Genomic DNA, 19,130 nt, shown 5'->3' with positions numbered 1-19,130 from the left:
AATCTTAACTTCAATGAGTAGTGCTGATTTAAAAAAAGTAGGTTTAAAAGTCACCCTGCCACGGTTAAAAGTTTTAGAAATCTTAGAACAAGAAGGTGAAGAGCATCACCTGACCGCTGAAGATGTTTATAAGATATTAATCGAGCAAGGCGAGGAAGTTGGTCTTGCAACCGTTTATCGTGTTTTGACACAGTTTGAACAAGCAGGCATAGTAAGGCGACTTAATTTTGAAAATAATATTTCTGTTTTTGAGTTAGATACTGGCGACAACCATGATCATTTGGTTTGCGTTAAAACGGGCCGTGTTAAAGAGTTTGTTGACCCGATTATCGAAGAACGAATCAAAGAAATTGCTAAAGAAAAAGGCTATGAACTCTCTGCTCACAGCTTAGTTATCTACGGCACTCTGAAAGATGATTTAAAGTAAAGAATTGTTGTTGAGACCATAAAAAAAACCACTTTTTTAAGTGGTTTTTTTATGGGGGATATTTGTAAAACTAAAGAATTCTTGTTTTTTCTCGAGTGCCGTCTAGCGCTTTAATCGCTTTGTTAACTCGTTTGAACAGTACTTGACTGTCTTCGTTGGCGTCTCTTAACTCCGTTACACCAGCGTGGCTAGTTAAGCACGTTTTTTCATCCTTATCGAGTTGTATTGTTTGTGATGAAATGGTTTCCTGTGCCAGTTTGGTGATTCGAAACGCATCTACCGCTTTAATCTCAGGCAGCACAATCATAAACTGGTCACAGCTAAGTCGACCAATGTAGCCTAAATCTTTAACGACGTTTTTAATCGCATGCGCGGCTGTAAGAATTGCTTTATCGCCCATTTCATGACCATATGCATCGGTAATGCGCTTAAAACAATCCAAGTTGATTTTGGCGAGCGAAAGAGGGCGATGGTTGAGACGTGCTTTGTTAAGTTCTTCATCAATCACCCCCATAAAATAATCACGATTATAAAGATCGGTTAATGGGTCGTTGGAAGATAAACGTTCTATTTGTTCTTCCATGTGTTTTCGGTTGGTGATGTTAATCGCCAACCAAATGGCGGCGGGTTGATCGTATGCTTCAGAATCGAGTGGGTAGACTCGTGCTTCATACCATTGACCTTCTGTCGTTCTTAAAGGCTCAATACCTTGAACTTCGGAGTCAGCGAGCTGGTATTCAATTTCTTGCAGATGACCTGACATAATGGCTTTATTGACCACTTTTAAAAAGCGCTCAGCCATTTTTTCAGGTAAAACGTCAGTGTACTTTTTGCCAATGAGGTTATGACCGTCAGCATATAGACTGCGCTCTTGGCCTCCAATAATATCTAAGTAAGTCCCATCTTGTCCCATGACAAAGATCGGGTCAGGCATTGCATTCGCGATGGCTTCAATATGCGAGTGAATTTTGTCAAACTGTTCGGCCATACTTTGTTCCTTTTAACGTTAAGGTCAGAATGTTGCGTTAATTTTTAATAACAGGTTTGTATTTTATGCGATGAGGTTGCGCAGCATCGGCACCTTTTCGACGTTTTAAATCTTCTTCATAATCGGAGAAGTTACCTTCGAACCATTCTACATGAGAGTCCCCTTCGAATGCGAGCATATGCGTAGCAATTCGATCCAGGAACCAGCGGTCATGCGAAATGACGACCGCGCAGCCAGCGAAATCCAGTAGTGCTTCTTCCAGTGCTCGCAGTGTCTCGACATCTAAGTCGTTGGTAGGTTCATCCAGTAAGAGCAAGTTTCCACCACTACGCAGGGTTTTGGCCAGGTGGACGCGGTTGCGCTCACCGCCGGATAACTCGCCAATACGTTTTTGCTGATCATTTCCTTTAAAGTTGAAGCGACCACAGTAAGCACGAGAATTGACTTCAATATTGCCCACCATGAAGATGTCATCACCTTCAGAAATTTCTTCATAAACGGTTTTATTGTCATCTAATGCATCACGTGACTGATCGACGTAAGACAACTGGACCGTTTCACCAAATGAGATTTCTCCTGAGTCCGGCTGTTCCTGTCCTGTCAGCATTTTAAATAGGGTTGATTTACCGGCACCATTCGGCCCGATAATCCCTACGATGCCACCTTGAGGAAGATTGAAGCTTAAGTCATCAATCAGCATCCGATCTCCAAAGCTTTTCGACATGTGCGAGACTTCAATAACTTTCTCACCCAGACGGTCTGCGACAGGGATAAAGATTTCTTTGGTCTCATTACGTTTTTGTGTTTCTTGACTACTTAATTCATCAAAACGTGCTAAACGTGCTTTTGATTTGGCGTGGCGTCCTTTTGCATTGGATCGAACCCATTCCAACTCATTTTGAATGGTTTTCATGCGAGCCGCTTCTTGCTTTGATTCCATTTCTAGGCGTTTTTCTTTTTGCTCAAGCCAAGAAGAATAGTTCCCTTCATAAGGAATCCCTTGACCACGGTCCAATTCAAGAATCCACTGTGCTGCGTTATCTAGGAAGTAACGATCATGCGTAATCGCAACGACCGTTCCACTGAACTCAAGTAAGAAGCGTTCAAGCCAAGCAATGGATTCTGCGTCAAGGTGGTTTGTTGGCTCGTCCAGCAATAGCATGTCGGGTCTTTCCAGTAACAATTTGCAGAGTGCTACACGACGGCGCTCCCCTCCGGAAAGCTTGGTGACGTCGGCATCCCAGGCTGGAATGCGTAAGGCGTCGGCTGCAATTTCTAGGGTTCTGTCTAAATTGTGCCCGTCTTTAGCTTGAATTAGATCTTCAATTTCAGCTTGTTTTTTAGCCAAAGCATCAAAGTCAGCATCTGGTTCTGCATAAGCAGCATAAATGGCATCCAGTTCTGCCAGAGCGTCTTTCACTTCTTTGACGGCTTCTTCAACATTGCCGCGAACATCCAAGTCTGGATTCAGCTGAGGTTCTTGGGGTAAATAACCGATTTTAATGCCAGGTTGAGGCCGTGCTTCACCGACATAGTCTTGATCAATTCCCGCCATAATTCTGAGTAAGGTTGATTTCCCTGCACCGTTTAACCCTAAGACACCGATTTTTGCACCAGGGAAGAATGAAAGTGAAATGTCTTTTAAGATATGTTTATTCGGCGGAACGATTTTTCCAACGCGATTCATGGTGTATACGAATTGTGCCACGATATTACCTCAATAATTTGAACGGGTTTAATGTCAAGCCTGTAAAAGGGACATTCTAAAAATATGCATAACTGTACCGAAAAAAGAGGATTTTATAAAGTTCATTCTGTGTATAAAACCAGCAATTGCTGATTTTGATTAATTAATTCGTTAATTGCGCTGCTTAGTTGTGGTTTAAATGGTCGATAATTGGTAAAATTCGCCTTTATATTTTAATTACTTACTTTTTCTTGTTTGGAGACTTTTAGCATGTTTGACAAAAATATGACCATTGCTGGATATGATGATGCATTAGCGGATGCGATGAATGCCGAAGCACAGCGTCAAGAAGATCATATCGAATTGATTGCTTCTGAAAATTACACCAGTCCACGTGTAATGGAAGCTCAAGGCTCTGTGTTGACGAATAAATATGCGGAAGGTTATCCAAACAAACGCTATTACGGCGGGTGTGAGCATGTGGATGTAGTCGAACAGTTGGCTATTGACCGTGCTAAAGAGTTGTTTGGTGCAGATTATGCCAACGTTCAGCCGCATTCTGGTTCTCAAGCTAATGCACCGGTTTACATGGCATTGTTGGAACCGGGTGATACGGTTCTTGGAATGAGTTTGGCTCATGGTGGGCATTTGACACACGGATCGCATGTTAGTTTTTCAGGAAAAATGTATAACGCCGTTCAGTATGGTTTGAATCCAGAAACAGGTGTGATCGATTATGACGAAGTTGAGCGTTTGGCAAAAGAGCACAAACCCAAAATGATTATCGCTGGTTTTTCCGCTTACTCGCAAGTGGTGGATTGGCAAAAATTCCGTGAAATTGCCGATGCAGTCGGTGCTTACTTGATGGTTGATATGGCTCACGTAGCCGGTCTTGTTGCAGCGGGTGAATACCCAAACCCTGTGCAGATTGCGGATGTGACTACGACAACCACTCATAAAACATTACGCGGTCCAAGAAGTGGGTTGATTTTAGCGAAGGCGAACCCTGAAATTGAAAAGAAATTGAATTCTGCGATTTTCCCGGGTGCGCAAGGTGGGCCTTTAATGCACGTTATTGCGGCAAAAGCCGTTGCCTTTAAAGAAGCAATGGAACCAGAGTTTAAAACCTATGCTAAACAAGTTAAGGTCAATGCTCAAGCAATGGCTAAAGTTTTTATGGAAAGAGGGTTTGACGTGGTTTCAAAAGGAACCGAAAACCATTTGTTCTTAGTAAGCTTCATTGAACAAGGGCTGACGGGTAAATTGGTGGATGCGGCGTTGGGTGACGCGCATATTACGATTAATAAAAACTCGGTACCGAACGATCCAATGTCTCCATTTGTGACCAGTGGTATTCGTGTAGGTACTGCCGCTTCCACAACTCGTGGGTTTACCGAAGAAGATTCGAAAAATCTAGCTACTTGGATGTGTGATGTGATTGATTCTTGTCAGCAAGCTTCTGAGTCTTGGGACGAGAAGGTGGTGGCTGAGGTTCGTGAAAAAGTGAAAGCATTGTGTGCGGCACGTCCGGTATATAAGTAACTTCATTTTAAGAGTTCTTAATGCATTGTCCTTTTTGTAACGCACCTGATACCAAAGTAATCGACTCTCGCCTCGCAACGGAAGGGGCGCAGGTGCGACGTCGTCGTGAATGCATGAGCTGTGCAGAACGTTTTACAACGTACGAGACTGCAGAGCTCACATTGCCACGTGTGATCAAGTCGGACGGTAACCGTGAACGATTTGATGATGATAAAATTCGTCGAGGTTTGATAAAAGCCTTGGAAAAGCGACCTGTTGCCAGTGAGGCGATTGATCAAGTTGTGAATCGAATTCATAAACAATTGACTGCTGAAGGGGTTCGAGAGATTCCTTCTTCTCAGATAGGAGAGCTTCTAATGGAGGCACTTAAAGAATTGGATCAGGTTGCTTATGTTCGTTTTGCTTCTGTTTACCGTTCTTTCCAAGACGTCAATGCTTTTCGAGAAGAGATTGAAAAGCTGGTTAAAGCGACTAAATCACAATAATGTCTTTGTCTTCAAATACGGCTTTTTCTGATTTTGATATTCAAATGATGCAAAAAGCCATCGACTTGGCTCGAAAAGGTGTTTACTCAACAAAGCCAAATCCTGCTGTTGGATGCGTTATCACTCAACAAGAAAAAATCATTGCGGAAGGGTGGCATCAGAAAGCGGGCGAACCTCATGCCGAGCGTGTTGCATTAGACAATGCAACAGAGTCGGTCAAGGGTGCAACCGTTTATGTAACTTTAGAGCCTTGCTCTCATCATGGTAAAACACCGCCTTGTGCGGATGCTCTAGTTGAGTCAGGAGTTGCTAGAGTCGTAATTGCCATGCAAGATCCTAATCCGCTTGTGGCTGGAAACGGGATTAAAAGATTAGAGCAGGCCGGAATTGTTGTCGATAGTGGCATTTTGTCTGAAGAAGCCGCAGCTTTAAATAAAGGGTTTGTTTCTGCCATGAAGTCGAATAGACCGTTCATTCGCTTAAAAGTAGCGAACAGTTTAGATGGACGAACGGCCATGGCGAATGGCGAAAGTCAATGGATCACTGGGCCGGAATCCCGGAATCAAGTCCATTTAATGCGAGCTCAGCATGGTGCGATTGTCACAGGTGTTGGAACTGTCTTAGCGGATGATCCAAGTTTAAATGTGCGCTTACCTGATGACGTGTTGGCTGAATTAGGTTTAACAGCGGAAAATTGCCACCCTTTAAGAGTTGTGTTGGATGCAAATCTGAGCACGCCGCTAGAAGCTAAAATGTTGTCCTTACCCGGACGAACGCTTTTGATGACGTCTAAAGAAACAGCAGATCAAAGTTTGGATCTGATTGAACGGTTTTATCAAAAGGGTGCGGAAGTGATAGCGGTGGAATCGGATGGTGATAAACTGGATATACCATCCGTGCTTTCGTATTTGCTGGAAAACGAAAAAATCTATGATGTGATGGTAGAAGCGGGGGCTATTGTCGCAGGGGCTTTTATCCAGGCAGGCATGGTTAATGAATTGCATGTTTTCACTGCGCCCATTTTAATGGGTGAAATGGCTAAACCCATGTTTGTTTTACCCGGCCTGGCCGAAATGGTCGATAAAAAGGTTTTTGCTTACCAGTCTGTTCAAGCGTTGGGCGAAGATTTATACTTGGTGCTGACCCCTAAAAATGTCTCCGCAGAGGAAGTTTAATGTTTACCGGTATTATTGAGTCTGAAGGTTTTATATCACGTATTGAACCCGTTAACGGGGATGCGCGTATGACCATTGAGGTGGGGAAGTTGGATATGTCAGACGTCAAAATCGGTGACAGTATCGCGTGTAATGGTGTGTGTTTGACAGCAATTGAATTAACGCCCTCAGCGTATGTCGCAGATGTGTCCTCAGAAACCCTAAAAGTGACCACCTTGGGGGCTTTAAAAGTCGGTTCTCCGGTTAACTTGGAAAAGGCATTACGTCTTCAGGATCGTTTGGGAGGCCATTTGGTTAGCGGGCATGTCGATGGCGTTGGAAAAGTATTGTCGATTACGCAAGAAGCACGTTCTTGGCGTTATCAAATCGAATCGCCTGCTGCGCTGGCCAAATATATTGCAGCAAAAGGATCTATTTGTATTAATGGCATCAGCCTAACGGTTAACCAAGTCGATGGTTGTGTGTTCGATGTCAATATAGTGCCGCATACCAGGCAAGAGACGACGATTAAACACTTCCAAGTGGGAACAGCGGTTAACTTGGAAGTAGATTTGCTGGCACGCTATTTAGAAAGAATGTTAAGCGCGCCGAATGACACTGAGCAATCAGATACGAACTCGTCTAACATTACGCGTGAATTATTATCGGATCGCGGCTTTTTGTAACAAATAATTGGACAAAACATGCAGTTAAATACCATTGAAGAATTGATTGAAGATTATAAGCAAGGCAAGATGATCATCCTGATGGATGATGAGGACCGTGAAAATGAAGGTGACTTAATGATGCCTGCCAGTGCGGTAACTGCTGATCAAATCAATTATATGGCACGATACGGGCGAGGGTTGATTTGTCTGACCTTGACCAAAGAGCGTTGTCAGCAACTGCATCTCCCACTGATGACACGAAATAACCAAGATTCTCTCGGTACCAGCTTTACCGTTTCAATTGAAGCCGCCGAAGGAGTCACCACTGGGATTTCAGCAGCGGATCGAGCTAAGACGATTCAAGCCGCGATTCAACCAGAGGCTCAGCCAGCGGATATTGTCACACCGGGTCATGTTTTCCCAATTATGGCAAAACCAGGTGGCGTGTTAGAAAGAGCAGGGCATACCGAAGCAGGATGTGATTTGGCTCGTTTAGCAGGGCTGGAACCAGCATCCGTGATTGTTGAGATCATGAATGAAGATGGTACGATGGCGCGTCGTGACGATTTAGAGATTTTTGCCAAAGAGCATGGTATTAAGCTCGGCACCGTAGCTGACTTGATTGAATATCGTTTAAAGAATGAAAAAACGATTGAACGGGTTTCGGAATGCCATATGCCAACTGAATATGGTGATTTCCGCCTGATTGGGTATGAAGATGTATTAGAGCATAGAACGCATTTGGCATTAGTACATGGTCAATTAAAGAAAGACCAGCCAACAATGGTGCGTGTCCATATGTTGGATACGTTGTGTGATTTGTTTGATTCTCAAAGAGAAGAGTGTGGCTGGTCATTGCGCAGTGCTATGAAGCAGATTGCACAAGAAGAGTCTGGTGTTATTGTGGTCTTGCGAAAGCATGAAGAAGGGGCCGAGTTACTGGATAAAATTCAGCAATTTCAAATGAAAGATCGCGGGATTTCCCAGCCCGAAATTCAAACGGAAGACGATGCGAAAACATATGGATTAGGCGCCCAAATTTTATCCGATTTGGGATTAACGCAATTGAAAGTCATCGGTTCTGCATGGAAGATGAGTGCATTGGGTGGCTTTGGCTTGGAAATTGTTGAAAATATAGACAAACAAAAAGAATGATGGCTAAATAAGCTGAATAGATTTAATCGAAATTAAAATAGAATAATAGGGTTGAGTTATGAAGATCATCGAAGGAAATTTAACGGCACAGGGCTTAAAAGTAGGGCTGGTTATCGGGCGCTTTAATAGCTTTATTGTGGACAGTTTGGTTAAAGGCGCCATTGATACCATTGTTCGTCACGGTGGCTCGGAAGATAATATTGAGCAAGTGTTGGTGCCGGGTGCGTTTGAAATTCCGATTGTTGCTCAAAAAATGGCGGCCTCTGGAAAATATGATGTGATTGTCGCACTCGGTGCGGTAATTCGTGGTGGTACGCCACACTTTGATTATGTCGCCGGTGAGTGTGTTAAAGGGATTGGTCAAGTCGCGTTAAACAGCGGTGTGCCGGTTTCATTTGGTGTGTTAACCGTTGATACGATTGATCAAGCCATTGAAAGAGCAGGTACCAAAGCTGGAAACAAAGGTGAAGAATGTACGTTAGCAGCAATTGAAACTGCGAATGTTTTAAAACAAATTTAATGGTTATTTAAGTTAATGAATTTATCCGATTTTAAGCCTGGTGAAGGGACTGAACTTCCTGAAGAAGAAAAAAGTGTGAGTGTTCGAACGCAAACACGTCGTGTGGCGCTCCAGGCACTGTATCAGTGGCAGGTGAATCACTCTGAAACCCTAGATATCATTAAGCAGTTTTCTGAAGAAGGGCGCTTAGTGGATACGGATGTGGCTTTATTTCAAGAAATTGTGAATGAAGTGACGAATCATGCGACTGATTTAGATGAGCTTTATGCTCCTTTCTTGGACAGAGCGGTGGCACGGATTGATCCGGTCGAAAAAAATATCATGCGTATGGGCGTATTTGAATTACAAAATAAGTTGGAAATTCCATATCGAGTTGTGATCAATGAATCTGTTGAGTTGGCTAAACGATTTGGTGCGGAAGACAGCCATAAATACATTAATGGTATTTTAGATAAAGCCGCTGAAGGTTTAAGAAGTTTGGAAAAAACACAAACAGATTAAGTCGGGATTAGATGACGCGATTAAAAACCAGAGATTGCTCTGGTTTTTTTGTTTTACCGCCCCTTTAAAAATAAAGAGCATTGTGATGGCACACGAATTTGATGTGATTGATACTTTTTTTAAGCCTTTATCTAGCGTTGCATCGGCCGATGAAATTGGAATTGGAGATGATGGTGCGGTGCTGTCTTGCCAGGCCGGAAAGCAGCTGGTAGTGGTGACAGATACGCTTATAGAAGGGGTGCATTTCCCGGTTGAAACATCTGCTTGTGATATTGCTTGGAAAGCATTGGCCGTCAATTTGAGTGATTTAGCGGCGATGGGCGCAACGCCGGCCTTTTATTCATTGGCACTCAGTTTGCCATCAGAGAAAAATAACCAGGCCTGGCTGGAAATGTTTGCCGGTGGACTCAAGCAGTTAGCCAATTTATATAATATTCCTTTGATAGGAGGGGATACCACGCGCTCTGATCGTTTAACCATCACGATTACAGCACAAGGCTGGGTTGAAAGCGGACATGCTATTTTACGAAAAGGAGCGAAACCGGGCGATTTGATTTATGTTTCAGGGGTTCTGGGAGAGGGGGGGCTTGGATTAAAAGCCGTTCAGCAGCATTGGGATAAAGCTTCTTATGCCTCAGCCATACAACAGCTGAACAAACCTACCCCACAGGTGACGCTTGGATATTATCTTAAAGGACTCGCAACCAGTGCCATTGATGTGTCTGATGGACTGCTGGCCGACTTAAAGCATATTCTGTCATCATCACAAGTCGGTGCATGGGTCGATGTGAAATCGGTTCCAGTTTCTAACTGTATGCAAACCTATATCCAGCAATCTAATGATTGGTCGTTACCATTGATTGCGGGGGATGATTATGAGCTGTGTTTTACCATTCACCCTGATAATCAAATAACCATTCATGAGCTTGCCGAAGAGCTAGAGATTTCATTGACTGAAATCGGGCAAATTGTCACTGGCGAGGGAGGGATACAGTTAAAAAATACCCCTCAAGGTCAGACAAGTTTACAGTCACTTGGGTTTGCACACTTCTAAGTTAAGATATTTTTTCAGGTAGTAAGTGTGGAGTATCAGTCATTGAATCGAGTTCTTCATTTGCCGAAGGCAAAGCGTTAACCATTTGATTGGGCTTTAGTTTGAAGTGTAATAATTGATCTTCAACGCCTTTAACACTTTCGATAATATGACTTGATGTCTGGGTAACTTGCTCAACGAGGGAAGCGTTGTGTTGAGTAATCTCATTGATTTCAGTTAAAGATTGATTTACCTGTTCTATGCCGTGTGATTGATGATTTAAAGAATCATGCATTTCCGCCATCATCGAAGAGATTTCATCGATGGCTTGGGCATTTTCATTAAAAGATTTTTTCGTCAATTCGCTCAGTTCAATGCCTTGTTCCACTTTTGCCAAACTTTTTTGTGTTACGGCTTGAATGCTTTTTGCCGCTTCAGCAGATTTACTGGCCAAACTTCTGACTTCTGTTGCAACTACGGCAAACCCTCTTCCTTGTTCACCTGCACGAGCGGCTTCTACCGCTGCATTAAGCGCTAATAAGTTGGTTTGAAAAGCAATGTCATCAATCACTTGGGTAAAGTTAGCAATTTCTTGGCTGGCGCCTTCAATCTCTTTAATCGCTTCTGACATACGGTTGACAATGCTGACACCGGATAAGGTATTTTCTTTTGCAGCGGTACTCTTATTATTGACCGTATTGGCACTTGAGAGAGATTCGTTAATCTGTTGAACCATTTGCTGCATATGGTTCATGGTGTTTTGAATGGCTGAGGCTTGCTTATTGACCCGTTCGTTGAGGTCTTGATTGCCCATGCTGATCTCTTGCACACCACTGACAGCGTTTGAAGAAGCTGTTTGAACATCTGATAGCATGTTGCTGATATTGGAAGCCATGTCCTGCATATTGTTTTTCAATTCCTGAAGTTTTCCTTCAAATTCTCCCTCTATTTCAAAGGCAAAGTTTCCTTGTCGGAAGTGATCCAAGATATAAGATTTATGAGTAATGGCTTCATCCAGCTTGTCCAATGAAGTGTTTAAATAGGTTTTGAGTTGGCTCAGATCTCCTGGCATGTTTAACTCTATCCGCTTGGAGAAGTTACCTTTGTTCATCATTTGCATGACGTCTTTAACTGCTTCAATGGCATTCATTTGTGTTTCCATGGCTGAATTTAAACTCTCAATCACGATGCGATAAGCGCCTAAGTATTGATCTGAGGGTTCTGTAAAGCTTAAGTTTCCTTGGTTCAGTGCCTGGCTCATTTTCTGGATAGCTGTCATCGTGTCTGAAATCTGATGAATCGATGCATTAAAGTTATCTTTCAATGTCAGTAAATCGCCGGCGTAATCTTGCTCAACTTTTTTGTCAAACTCTCCATTAGACAGTGCAATTCCCACATCTTGTAGTTCGGTTGTGATTTGACGAAAAGATAAAATGAGTTCTTGAATGTTATGGCTCATATCGACTAATTCGTTTTTACCGGTGATGGGAGTCCATTGTTTAAGATCGCCTGTCTTAGAGATGAAGGCAATGTTTTTCTTAATACGGTGGAGAGGGCGTGTAATTGAGGCTACAACCACTAAGTTGAGTAGAATCATTAAGATTAAGCTGATAATGCTGATAATGGCCAATTGATGAATTTGTTCATTGGAAAGGAGGTTCAATTCATTAATCAGTGTTGTGGTGTTTAGTTGTGACTGATTTGATAACTGACGGATGATGTCGTTGGCTTCATTAATCAGTGAAATCAGCGAGCCATTATTGTCAGTTTCTGTCGTCATATAGTCTTTGATGTCGCTAAAAGACTCTTGATAGCCATCTCTTGCACTCACCAATTCATCGAGTGTGTCCATGTATTGGAAATTACCATCAAAAGCACTGACAATTGTTTCAATGTCAGAATTCGCGACATCTCCCAGTCCATTTTCATTAAATGCTTTGACTAATTTGGGGTTTTTGGTCGAGAGCATTTTACCGAGTATTAGTTGAGAAGTATTCAGCCGCTTTTGAATCGATGTTAGAGCACTTGACAATGTTGACTCTTCGGTTGCCAAATCGGTTTCTAAGAGAAGAGGTATTGTCTGCTTAAGTGTTTCCGTTGTCGGCTCTATGCCAAATTCAATGGTGTTATTAACTTCTTTCTTTAAAAATACATTTGAATTAGTGGCCTTTTTATACTTCCTTAAGACGCTTTCAAGTGTATGAATTGCCTTTTGATTTTCCTCACTGTGTAAAACCGATAGCATGGCTTCAGTTTGTTTTTTAAGTTCATCAATGGCCGAGTTGAATTTTTGGCTGGCAGTTTGGTTCTGACTTAGGATATATTCGTTAGAGAGTTGCGTTGTTAAAATCAAGGACTGCTGGAAGTTGGCGATTCTATCTGACTGCTCATGCTGTAAGTTTGATAAGTTGGTGGCTTTAACGCGTACTTCCGAAAGTGCTGACCAACCAATATAAGCGATGGACATTAAAAATAAAATAGATAAAAGGGTGTTGATAAAGAGTCTTAAGTTGATGGAGATAAAGTTGAAAAACTTCATAAGTGGAAGTACCTGTACATAAATATAACTTAAGACAAGTATATAAATGGATTATGACAGGCTGGTGACGAATCTATCACAATGTGATGAAGGCAAGGCTTCAACTACACTGTGATGAGGAAGGAGAGGCGTTATTTCTTGGCGGCGCGTCGTGCTTGAACGCCTTGGGCTAAGTCTTCTAACAAGTCTAAGCTCGATTCCCAACTGATACAGGCATCGGTAATGCTCTGACCATAAGTTAATGTTTGCCCTGGCTCAGCATCTTGGCGACCTTCTACTAGATTGCTTTCGACCATTGCCCCCATGATGTGGTCAGCGCCTTTTGACAGTTGTTCTTTGATGGATTGAGCGACCACCAGTTGTCTTTCATGTTGCTTATTGCTGTTAGCATGACTACAGTCAATCATTAACTTGTTCTGTACACCGGCTTTTTGTAATTGCTCAACCGCGTCTTTAACGCTGGCTTCGTCATAGTTTGGACCATCGTTTCCGCCTCTTAAGATAACATGGCAGTCTTCATTTCCAGTGGTTGAAAAGATGGCTGAGTGTCCCATCTTGGTCAATGATAGAAAGATATGTGGGTTGTTGGCGGCACGAATCGCATCTACAGCAATTTTAAAACCACCATCAGTCCCATTTTTAAAGCCAATTGGGCAGGATAGACCCGATGCAAGTTCACGATGCCCTTGGCTTTCAGTGGTTCTGGCGCCGATAGCTCCCCATGAAATCAAGTCGGCAATATATTGCGGGGAAATTAAATCCAAAAACTCAGTCGCACAAGCAACGCCCATGTCATTGATGTCCGCCAATAAGGAACGAGCCACTTCAAGCCCTTTATTGATTTCAAACGATTCGTTCAATAAAGGGTCGTTAATGAGGCCTTTCCAGCCAACCGTTGTTCTCGGCTTTTCAAAATAGACACGCATCACAATCAACAGGTCATCTCGATATTTGTCGGCTTGTTCTTTTAAACGCTTGGCATATTCCCGTGCAGCACCGGGGTCATGGATTGAGCAGGGGCCAATGATGACTAAGATTCGATCATCTCTCCCTGTGAGAATATTATGGATTTGCTGACGCGTATCGTAAACCGTTTGAGCAGCTGTTTCTGAAATAGGAAAAAGCTCATGAAGCTCTTGAGGAGGGCGAACTTCGGTAATGGTTTTGATTCTTAAATCATCGGTTTGATACTGTGTCATATTCTTCTCTAGCGCTACAAATTCGTTTCATGATAAAGACTGCATATTATGCCATTTATTTTAGTGAAAAGTTGGCTAAAAAGCATGAATGACTTTTGAATAAGTGTAAAAGCAGTTTCGGTATTTTAGGTTTTTATGAAATTATCTTTAAATAAACGAGGTATAAGGGTGGCTATTATAATGAGTTGTGCTAAAATTCGCGGTTGAGAACTGGTTGTTCAACTTCGAATAGAACCCTTATTTGGAAGGTACTGATAGTGCATTGTAAATACATCATTGAAGGCTATACTGAAGATGGAAGGAAATTCCGTCCGAGCGATTGGATTGACCGCATCGCATCGTTGATGGCCTCATACGGTTCTTCTCATCGTTTAGTTTTTTCCGACTTACTTCATCCTGAATTGCATGACGGTCAAAAGTGTTTGATTATTGATACCGAACTGGAAATCAAAGACCCGACTATGTTCGAGTATGTGATGAATTTTGCGAAATCCAATAATCTAAAAATAAGCCAGGTTTGCGATACGATGGAAACCAAGCTAGGTTCCTAGTAGCTAACCGCTACAGCCAGTTAAATTAACTGGCTGCCTAACAGTAAACTACTCCAGCCTCCGATGGCTAAAAATGGTCCAAAAGGGATGGGATCTTCCAGCTTTTTGACCTTAAATAATGCAAGTCCTCCGCCAATCACCAAACTGCTCAATGACGCAATCAGGATAATCTGCGGGATGGCCATCACACCAAACCAAGCGCCAAGCGCTGCGAGTAGTTTGAAATCACCATATCCCATGCCTTCTTTGCCGGTTAATAGTTTGAAAGAATGGAAAAGCGTCCATAGTAGCAGATAGCCGATTGCCGCCCCTAATATCGCTTGTTCCGCCGATACGTAATACGATTGGCTATTGATTAATAGTCCGACCCACATCAAAGGTAAACTTAAGCTATCTAAAATTAATTGGTGTTCAATATCAATAATTAAGATTGTCAGTAAAGTCCAAGAAAATCCAATGGCTATCAGTGCGGAGTAGGTTTGACCGAAGTACCAAACTAGTCCTCCTGTTATCAGCATGGTGCTTAGTTCTATTAAGGGGTAACGGACTGAGATAGGCGTTTGACAGTTTAAACATTTGCCTTTAGTCAAAAACCAACTGAAAACAGGAATCAATTGATACCAGGCCAGGGCGTTTTCACAGTGAGGGCATTTTGATCGAGTCAGGGTTAGAGAGTGCGCTTTTGAACTGGCGTCCAGATAGAGCATTCTGGGAAGTCGCCAAGTCAGCATTGAAATAAAGCTTCCAATGATCAGACCCAGGAGGCTGGCGGCAAAAACGGCTTCTACCTGGGTCAATTCAAGCATGGGAATAGGTTACGCCATTTTAAATAGTTTTTCGAAGTTAACCACTTCAAATACTTTAAGGATGTGGTCAGATAAACCACAAAGAGTGATGCGATTAGAGTCTTCACCTAAATGCGTGCGCAACTGGAGTAGCATCCCGAGGCCGCCACTATCAATATGCGATGTCTCGCTAAAGTCAATCACAATGTCTTTAAATTCGTTATCAATGTAAGCGGCTTGAAAATCGGCAAAAGAGTCAATCGTGAATTTATCACTGACGTAAATCCAGAGTGTTTGGTCTTTTATTTTATGAGTAATCATTATTGCGTATCCATTGTTGTGTAATGTAAGTATAGGATAAAAAAAATAGTAAGAAAAGCAGACAAGGAAAATTTAAGCGAATAAATTGTCTTTATTCACTGTAAATAACACAGTTACGGTCATTTTCCCAAACGGTTAAGCTATGCATGTTAACGGTGGATGACTCGATGCGTTGTTGGATTTGCTGATAAAGATATTCAGCAATGTTTTCTGCAGTCGGGTTTTTTTCTTTGAAATGAGGATGGTCATTCAAAAAAGTATGATCTAACTCAGAAATGACTTCCTTTGCATGGCGTTTGATTTCTTTGAAATCAACCAACATACCAATGTCGTTCAGTTTATCTCCGACGACTTGTACTTCTATTTTCCAGTTGTGTCCATGCAGCTTAGCACAGTCGCCTGGATAGCCTCTTAAGCTATGAGCAGAAGCAAAATCGAGTAAAGTTTTTAAAACGAATTGTTGAGCCATGATTCAATGCAGTTAATGTTAATAATGAATTGAGTCGCATTATAACAAAACTGTAAGAAAATAAATAAATTAGCGTTAAGATCTTAAATAAAATTAATGTTGGCGGCAGGCGATGTAACCAATGAGTTCTTTTAAGAAGGGATTAGCCAACTGCAAAGCGGATAAGCTTTCCAGTGAGTCTTCTATTAGTTCATCACGCAATGCTTTTGCTTGTGCGGTTCCGAGCAGTTTTGGATAGGTGGACTTATCTGCGGCTTCGTCGCTCCCCTGTGGTTTTCCTAGCACTTCAGTACTGCTTTCAATATCGAGAATGTCATCGTGTATTTGGAAGGCGAGGCCGATTTTTTGTCCTAGTTTTGCCAGGCCTGGCTGTTTTTCAGGGTAGTGTGTCGATTGGGCTGCGCCCATCAGTAATGAAGCGGTGATAAGAGCCCCCGTTTTCATTTCATGCATGGCTTGAAGTTGAGATAGTTCCGGTAAGTGCCCATTAGACTGGATATCAATGATTTGACCACCAATCATTCCGGCACCGCCACTGGCCTGGCAAAGAAGAGTAATGAGTTTGACTTTATCGGATTCGGTTAAAAAAGGGTCTTGGCTTAATGTTTCAAACGCTAAGGTTTGCTGCGCATCACCAACCAAAATGGCCGTTGCTTCATCGAATTGAATGTGGCAAGTCGGTTGTCCTCGTCTTAAATCGTCGTCGTCCATCGCAGGTAAATCGTCGTGTACTAACGAATAGCTATGAATCAGTTCAACGGCGCACGCAGCGGCATCCAGTTTATCCAGTGGAATGTCTAAGTTTTCACCAACCGCATAAACCAAAGCAGGGCGCAATCGTTTGCCATTATTTAAAGTCGAATATTTGATGGCTTCGAACAATGAAGAGGGGATGTTTTTTTGCCGGTTCAATAAGGCTTCGAGTTTTTGATTTACTCGTTTTTGATAGCGTAGAAGCGTCGTTTTCAAAAAAATAATTCCACGTTCTTTTTGAAAAGAAGCCTATTGTAAAAATAAGCTTTTTTCAGAAAGATTGTTAAAAGTTCGGAAAAAAAGGCCGTCATTTGACAGCCTTTTGTGTTGTATGATGCTGAACGAATTATAGTTCTTCACCGTGTTTTGAAAGATAATCAGCTACGCCTTCAGGAGAGTCTTTCATGCCTTCATCGCCTTTGTTCCAACCGGCTGGACAAACTTCACCATTTTCTTCGTGGAATTGAAGAGCTTCAACCATGCGAACCATTTCGTCAACGTTACGACCTAGCGGTAAATCGTTAACAACTTGATGGCGAACAACGCCTTCTTTGTCGATTAAGAAAGCGCCACGTAGTGCAACATTACCAGGGTGTACAATGCCATAAGCGTCCATAATTGAACCACCTAGATCCGCAACCAATGGAAATTTAACAGGTCCTAGCCCACCTTCGTTTACAGGGGTGTTGCGCCATGCGTTGTGAGTGAATTGCGAATCAACAGAAACACCGATCACTTCCGTCCCTAATTCTTTGAATTTTTCAACACGGTGGTCGAATGCAAGAATTTCTGATGGGCAAACAAATGTGAAATCTAGAGGGTAAAAGAATACAACAGCATACTTTCCGTCGATATGGCTTTTTAAGTTAAAGTCATCCACAATCGTTCCATCTGCAAGAACGGCAGCTGAAGTGAAATCGGGGGCTTTTTTAGTAACTAATACTGACATAGCTTGTTTCCTTTGATTTAGTTTAAATTTGATGGCAATAGTATAGTCAATTTGTCGGCTATTGAAAACAGCTTTAGCCGGGTTGTGTTGTTTGTCGTTTTTGGTTCACTTTCTTGAATAATGTAGCTGGTTGAATCTAAAACATAATTAACCTATTTAAAAACAATGCCGATATAATATTTATTAAAGTTTTTTAAAAGGAGTGAAGGCTATGTTTATAGTTTATTCACCTGAGGGTCGAAATTTCATCGGCGACAAACAAAGAATGCCTGGTTTAAGAGTCGAACCCGTAAACCGTGTGTTGCCGATTGGTGATTCTGAAATGGACGAACAGCTAAATCTTGAAGAAGAGTATGCTTCAGTCAGAGGAAAATCCAAAGAAGCGCTGGCTCAATATGAATCGGTACAGCACGAAAAAGAGCGAAAGTTGGTTGTAAAGGTTTCGGACATTATGGTTCAACCTGTCATTACGGTAACAGCAGACCTTACCTTAGTCGAAGCGTGGGAAATGATGCGGCATTCCAACATTCAACATTTGCCGGTCGTTAATGAATCTTCGGCATTGATTGGGTTGATTTCAGCGCATGATATTTTGATGCGCGGCATTATGGATACCGAGGGCAATATTGAAGAAATTCGTGATGGAACCGTAGCCGATGCGATGAATGAAGAGGTGATTACCACTAAAGTAGACACAGATATTCGTCGTGTAGCCTATGTCATGAGTGAATATGCGTTAGGGTGTTTGCCGATTATGTCCGAAGTCGATACGGTGATTGGAATTGTCACATTGTCCGATATCGTTCGTCGGTTGGCAGAGGAACCGCCACTTGAAATTTATGCCTAGTGGCGCAGAAGACTGTACAATCCAGGGTTCTTCAAACTGAAGTATACTGCCTGCAAGCATCTAATCAGAAAGCTTCTCTCGCAATCCGGATTGATATATTGATTTGAAATCAATAGGTTAGATTGCAAGAGGAAGCTTGGAAAATTTATGCGTTTTCTTCTTGTGCTTTTGCCAAGTCTTGGCGCACTTTTTCCATATCCAGTTCTTTCAACTGGGCAATTCCTTCTTCGAAATTGCTTTCTGGAATCACACCCGGGTTTGAGAAAACCACAATTTTTTCACGCATAAACACCAACGTTGGAATAGAACGCACTTGGAACATGCCTGCTAAGTCCTGTTGTTCTTCAACATTTACTTTTGCAAAAACAATATCAGGATGCTTTTCAGAAACGGCCTCAAATGTCGGAGCAAATTGTTTACATGGACCGCACCATTCCGCCCAAAAATCTAGAATAACAATGTCATTGTTTTCGATAGTGGATTCAAAATTTTCTACTTTTAAGTCTATAACAGACATAGGTTCTCCTTAGGTTTAAAAAAATGGGACCGAAAACATG

21 protein-coding genes are annotated in these 19,130 nt (G+C 42.2%); 11 read left to right on the top strand and 10 right to left on the bottom strand.

Features of this window, described 5'->3' with window-relative positions:
• Positions 1-13: 13 nt before the first annotated feature.
• Entirely contained in the window at positions 14-427 is a 414-nt protein-coding gene (gene fur / locus GHNINEIG_RS07360; RefSeq protein ID WP_135796050.1) for a ferric iron uptake transcriptional regulator, read from the top strand.
• Positions 428-497: 70 nt separating this feature from the next.
• Here fur and GHNINEIG_RS07355 read toward each other — a convergent pair whose 3' ends face one another.
• Positions 498-1,415: a sensor domain-containing diguanylate cyclase gene (locus tag GHNINEIG_RS07355; RefSeq protein ID WP_135796049.1), complete on the bottom strand. Its 918-nt coding sequence runs from the start codon at positions 1,413-1,415 to the stop codon at positions 498-500.
• 37 nt (positions 1,416-1,452) lie between these two features.
• Positions 1,453-3,123 carry an energy-dependent translational throttle protein EttA gene (gene ettA / locus GHNINEIG_RS07350; RefSeq protein ID WP_135796048.1) on the bottom strand — a complete coding sequence of 557 codons (1,671 nt, stop codon included), beginning with the start codon at positions 3,121-3,123 and terminating at the stop codon, positions 1,453-1,455.
• 249 nt (positions 3,124-3,372) lie between these two features.
• On the opposite strand from ettA, the gene glyA reads away from it, so the two are divergent.
• The 8 genes from glyA to thiL all read left to right on the top strand — a co-directional run bounded on the left by glyA (position 3,373) and on the right by thiL (position 10,181).
• Complete coding sequence (gene glyA / locus GHNINEIG_RS07345; protein WP_135796047.1) at positions 3,373-4,644, top strand: serine hydroxymethyltransferase; 1,272 nt, start codon at positions 3,373-3,375, stop codon at positions 4,642-4,644.
• A gap of 20 nt (positions 4,645-4,664) precedes the next feature.
• Positions 4,665-5,129 carry a transcriptional regulator NrdR gene (gene nrdR, locus GHNINEIG_RS07340; RefSeq protein ID WP_011370824.1) on the top strand — a complete coding sequence of 155 codons (465 nt, stop codon included), beginning with the start codon at positions 4,665-4,667 and terminating at the stop codon, positions 5,127-5,129.
• Positions 5,129-6,304, top strand: a complete 1,176-nt coding sequence (gene ribD / locus GHNINEIG_RS07335; RefSeq protein ID WP_135796046.1) for a bifunctional diaminohydroxyphosphoribosylaminopyrimidine deaminase/5-amino-6-(5-phosphoribosylamino)uracil reductase RibD — start codon at positions 5,129-5,131, stop codon at positions 6,302-6,304. Before nrdR ends, ribD begins: the two co-directional genes overlap by 1 nt.
• Positions 6,304-6,969, top strand: a complete 666-nt coding sequence (locus GHNINEIG_RS07330) for a riboflavin synthase (RefSeq protein WP_135796045.1) — start codon at positions 6,304-6,306, stop codon at positions 6,967-6,969. The genes ribD and GHNINEIG_RS07330 overlap by 1 nt, the downstream gene beginning before the upstream one ends.
• An 18-nt stretch (positions 6,970-6,987) precedes the next feature.
• Positions 6,988-8,106, top strand: a complete 1,119-nt coding sequence (gene ribBA / locus GHNINEIG_RS07325) for a bifunctional 3,4-dihydroxy-2-butanone-4-phosphate synthase/GTP cyclohydrolase II (protein ID WP_135796044.1) — start codon at positions 6,988-6,990, stop codon at positions 8,104-8,106.
• A 58-nt stretch (positions 8,107-8,164) separates the two neighbouring features.
• Positions 8,165-8,626: a 6,7-dimethyl-8-ribityllumazine synthase gene (gene ribH / locus GHNINEIG_RS07320; protein ID WP_135796043.1), complete on the top strand. Its 462-nt coding sequence runs from the start codon at positions 8,165-8,167 to the stop codon at positions 8,624-8,626.
• Between the two features lie 15 nt (positions 8,627-8,641).
• Positions 8,642-9,127, top strand: a complete 486-nt coding sequence (nusB, locus tag GHNINEIG_RS07315) for a transcription antitermination factor NusB (RefSeq protein ID WP_135796042.1) — start codon at positions 8,642-8,644, stop codon at positions 9,125-9,127.
• Positions 9,128-9,212: 85 nt separating this feature from the next.
• Positions 9,213-10,181, top strand: coding sequence for a thiamine-phosphate kinase (gene thiL / locus GHNINEIG_RS07310; protein WP_135796041.1), 969 nt, complete (start codon positions 9,213-9,215; stop codon positions 10,179-10,181).
• Position 10,182: 1 nt separating this feature from the next.
• Here thiL and GHNINEIG_RS07305 read toward each other — a convergent pair whose 3' ends face one another.
• Together GHNINEIG_RS07305 and GHNINEIG_RS07300 are read right to left on the bottom strand one after the other, a co-directional pair.
• On the bottom strand, positions 10,183-12,699 hold the full coding sequence (locus GHNINEIG_RS07305) for a methyl-accepting chemotaxis protein (protein ID WP_135796040.1): 2,517 nt from the start codon (positions 12,697-12,699) through the stop codon (positions 10,183-10,185).
• 131 nt (positions 12,700-12,830) lie between these two features.
• A complete protein-coding gene (locus GHNINEIG_RS07300; RefSeq protein WP_135796039.1) occupies positions 12,831-13,898 on the bottom strand; it encodes a 3-deoxy-7-phosphoheptulonate synthase in 1,068 nt (355 codons plus the stop codon).
• A 257-nt stretch (positions 13,899-14,155) separates the two neighbouring features.
• Between GHNINEIG_RS07300 and GHNINEIG_RS07295 the strand changes: the two genes are divergently transcribed.
• Entirely contained in the window at positions 14,156-14,449 is a 294-nt protein-coding gene (locus tag GHNINEIG_RS07295) for a DUF3579 domain-containing protein (RefSeq protein ID WP_011370815.1), read from the top strand.
• Between the two features lie 20 nt (positions 14,450-14,469).
• On the opposite strand, the gene GHNINEIG_RS07290 is transcribed toward GHNINEIG_RS07295, so the two are convergent.
• The 5 genes from GHNINEIG_RS07290 to GHNINEIG_RS07270 form a co-directional block, all read right to left on the bottom strand.
• Positions 14,470-15,255, bottom strand: a complete 786-nt coding sequence (locus tag GHNINEIG_RS07290) for a prepilin peptidase (RefSeq protein ID WP_135796038.1) — start codon at positions 15,253-15,255, stop codon at positions 14,470-14,472.
• Positions 15,256-15,264: 9 nt separating this feature from the next.
• Positions 15,265-15,555 (bottom strand): STAS domain-containing protein, encoded by a 291-nt coding sequence (locus GHNINEIG_RS07285; protein WP_135796037.1) that lies wholly within the window; start codon positions 15,553-15,555, stop codon positions 15,265-15,267.
• A 91-nt stretch (positions 15,556-15,646) separates the two neighbouring features.
• Positions 15,647-16,024: a 6-carboxytetrahydropterin synthase QueD gene (queD, locus tag GHNINEIG_RS07280; protein ID WP_135796036.1), complete on the bottom strand. Its 378-nt coding sequence runs from the start codon at positions 16,022-16,024 to the stop codon at positions 15,647-15,649.
• Between the two features lie 93 nt (positions 16,025-16,117).
• Entirely contained in the window at positions 16,118-16,993 is an 876-nt protein-coding gene (locus tag GHNINEIG_RS07275; protein WP_135796035.1) for a polyprenyl synthetase family protein, read from the bottom strand.
• 130 nt (positions 16,994-17,123) lie between these two features.
• Positions 17,124-17,726 carry a peroxiredoxin gene (locus GHNINEIG_RS07270; protein WP_011370810.1) on the bottom strand — a complete coding sequence of 201 codons (603 nt, stop codon included), beginning with the start codon at positions 17,724-17,726 and terminating at the stop codon, positions 17,124-17,126.
• A gap of 211 nt (positions 17,727-17,937) precedes the next feature.
• Here GHNINEIG_RS07270 and GHNINEIG_RS07265 point away from each other — a divergent pair, with 211 nt between their 5' ends.
• Positions 17,938-18,573: a CBS domain-containing protein gene (locus tag GHNINEIG_RS07265; RefSeq protein ID WP_135796034.1), complete on the top strand. Its 636-nt coding sequence runs from the start codon at positions 17,938-17,940 to the stop codon at positions 18,571-18,573.
• A gap of 145 nt (positions 18,574-18,718) precedes the next feature.
• Here GHNINEIG_RS07265 and trxA read toward each other — a convergent pair whose 3' ends face one another.
• Complete coding sequence (gene trxA / locus GHNINEIG_RS07260) at positions 18,719-19,090, bottom strand: thioredoxin (protein WP_135796033.1); 372 nt, start codon at positions 19,088-19,090, stop codon at positions 18,719-18,721.
• Positions 19,091-19,130 lie beyond the last annotated feature (40 nt).

This window comes from Hydrogenovibrio crunogenus (assembly GCF_004786015.1).
Lineage (GTDB): Bacteria > Pseudomonadota > Gammaproteobacteria > Thiomicrospirales > Thiomicrospiraceae > Hydrogenovibrio > Hydrogenovibrio crunogenus.
Note: the sequence above shows the minus strand (reverse complement) of the source record. Positions and strands in the feature narration are given on the sequence as shown.